Below are 2,767 nucleotides of genomic sequence, written 5' to 3'. Positions count from 1 at the left end.
AGCCGAAGGTTCTCCTGCTTGATGAGCCATTCGGTGCGCTTGATCCCGGTATCCGCGCGGAAATCCACACGCTGATGAAGCGGCTTTGGCATGAAACGCAAATGACTGTCGTCATGGTTACGCACGACATCCGCGAAGCTTTCACTCTTGCCAGCCGCGTCGTTGCCTTCGAGCGGCGACGGGACCGACCCGAGGAAAAGCAGCGTTACGGCGCGACGATCACCAAGGACATTTCCATCTGGCCACCCCGCCTTGCGGGCGTGCCATCGAACTTTAGCCCCGATCGGGACGGCCCGATCGATTCCCTGGGGTATCGCCGGGACGGCTCGGCATTGTCAGGAGAATAATCATCATGCACATCAGACGTTCTGCAGACGAGATCGCCGCCAACCGGCAGCGTTATGAGGAGCATCAACGCAAGGGACTGGAGTTCGCGCCGAAGGCGCTTCCAGCACCGAGCCCGCTACCTGCGCCATTGATCGATGAGGCTGCCGTAATCCACACCGAAATCATTCCGGGCGGCTGGTATTGGTCGACAGCGCTGAAGCGCGGCGAGTCCATCCGCATAGACCAAGGGGGAGCCGCCTCGACCGTTGCCTTGGTCGCCTGGAATGCGACCGACACAAGCGAAAGGTTGAATCTCGTGGATACGGTCAAGGTTCAATGGACGACGGCGCTGGGCAAGGGCCGTGTGATCTTCTCTGATATGGGCCGTGTGATGTTCTCCATCGTGGAAGATAGTTCCGGCGCGCACGACTGCCTGATGGGCGGGTCGACGCCAGCTTCGAATGCTGCCAAATACCCTAATGTGAAGACCCGCAACACGCGTGACAATCTAGTGCTTGTCGCCGGAAAGCTTGGCCTCGATCGTCGCGACATCCCAGCCGTTCTCAATCTTTTTGCGCCCGTTCGTATCGACGATGCCGGCGAATTTCGGTGGCGCGGCAAACTCTCCAATAGCGGTGACTATGCTGAACTTCGCGCTGAAATGGACATGATGGTCGGTTTCTCGAATTGCCCTCATCCTCTCGATCCAGATCCGGCCTACACGCCCAGGGCGGTGACTGTGACACGGTTCCGATCTGCGTTGCCCACCGCGGATGATCTCTCCCGCACTGCCACCGCCGAAGCCGTTCGCGGCTTTGAAAACAACGCGCTGATGTTGGCCTAAGGAGTACGCGACAATGACTGATTTCATTCAGACCGCTGCATCGCGCAGTCTTGAAAATGCTGTCCAGGATCATTTCATCCCGGCGGAGGCACCTTGGTCCGGCATCGTTCGCAAGGGCCAGACGATCCGCATCGAGGATAGCTACGGCCAGCAGGCGATCGATACGCTTTTCTACCGGGCCGATGATTTCTACGAGCGTTACTCCAACCAGGACACCATGCGCGAACAGGGCGCCGCCTATATCGGCACCGGCACGAGGATCATGTCGAACGAAGGTAATGTCATGTTGACGATGATGGCGGACAGCTGCGGCCGTCATGATACCTCTGCCGGTGCGTGTTCCTGCGAAAGCAATACCGTGCGCTTCGGTCATGGCACTAAKTATCTGCACGCCTGCCGGGACAATTTCGTGCTTGAGGTGACGAAGCATGGAATGAGCAAGCGCGACATCGTGCCGAACATCAACTTCTTCATGAACGTACCGATCAGGCCGGACGGTGAGATGACAATCGTCGACGGTATATCCTCACCAGGTGACTATGTTGAGCTGGTGGCCGAAATGGATGTGCTTTGCGTCATTTCCAATTGCCCGCAGATCAACAATCCATGCAACGGCTTTGATCCGACGCCGATCCGTATCCTCATCTGGGATGCAGCCCCCGATACCGGGGCTTGAGACATGTTCAGTAAAATTCTCATCGCCAATCGAGGCGAAATCGCCGTCCGCGTAATCCGGACATTGAAAAAGATGGGCATTGCCTCCGTCGCTGTTTATTCCGACGCGGACCGTTTTGCCATGCCTGCGCTTCTCGCTGACGAAGCGGTCCGCCTCGGTCCCGCACCCGCCAGCGATAGCTATCTGAATGTGGATGCAGTCATCGCCGCTTGCACGTTGACCGGGGCGGAGGCCGTTCATCCCGGATATGGATTCCTGTCGGAGAATATCGGCTTTGCCGACCGGCTTGCGGCCGAGGGCATCGCCTTCATCGGACCACGCCCGGAACATCTTTCGGCATTCGGGTTGAAACATACGGCGCGCCAACTCGCCGAGGCAAGCGGTGTGCCTCTGCTCCCCGGTAGCGGCCTCCTGGAAAGCGTTGACGACGCGCTCTCGGCGGCTGAAGAAATCGGCTATCCGGTTATGCTGAAGAGCACCGCCGGCGGCGGCGGTATCGGTATGCAGCTATGCGGTGATGCCTCAAGCCTCCAAGCTTCGTTCGAAAGCGTGCAGCGGACAGCACGTGCCAGCTTCGGTGATGCGCGGGTCTATCTCGAGCGCTTTGTGGCGGATGCCCGGCATGTTGAAGTTCAGATTTTCGGCAACGGCAAGGGTAAGGTCGTTGCGCTGGGCGAGCGGGACTGCTCGCTGCAGCGGCGAAATCAGAAGGTCATCGAAGAGACTCCTGCCCCCGGCCTTTCCTCGGCGACGCGTTCGCAGCTGCACAATGCGGCTGTCAGCCTTGGTTCTTCGGTTTCATACGAATCGGCGGGCACAGTCGAATTCATTTACGACCCCGTCCGCCAAGAATTCTATTTCCTCGAAGTCAATACGCGGCTGCAAGTCGAACATCCTGTTACCGAAGCCGTCTATAACAT

The 2,767-nt window shown here is 58.4% G+C and carries 3 protein-coding genes and 1 pseudogene; all 4 read left to right on the top strand.

Features of this window, described 5'->3' with window-relative positions; genetic code table 11:
• Positions 1–347, top strand: a pseudogene (locus tag ACXJ5O_RS23650) (ABC transporter ATP-binding protein); the annotation flags it as partial.
• Between the two features lie 2 nt (positions 348–349).
• Positions 350–1,171 carry an urea amidolyase associated protein UAAP1 gene (locus ACXJ5O_RS23645; RefSeq protein ID WP_457302036.1) on the top strand — a complete coding sequence of 274 codons (822 nt, stop codon included), beginning with the start codon at positions 350–352 and terminating at the stop codon, positions 1,169–1,171.
• A 13-nt stretch (positions 1,172–1,184) separates the two neighbouring features.
• Positions 1,185–1,847: an urea amidolyase associated protein UAAP2 gene (locus ACXJ5O_RS23640; RefSeq protein WP_457302035.1), complete on the top strand. Its 663-nt coding sequence runs from the start codon at positions 1,185–1,187 to the stop codon at positions 1,845–1,847.
• Positions 1,848–1,850: 3 nt separating this feature from the next.
• The coding region (locus ACXJ5O_RS23635) for an ATP-binding protein (protein WP_457302034.1) at positions 1,851–2,767 on the top strand (917 nt) is incomplete at its 3' end.

This window comes from Phyllobacterium sp. P5_D12 (genome assembly GCF_054049495.1).
The sequence above is the reverse complement of the archived record's forward strand: the minus strand, read 5'-3'. Positions and strand labels throughout refer to the sequence as shown.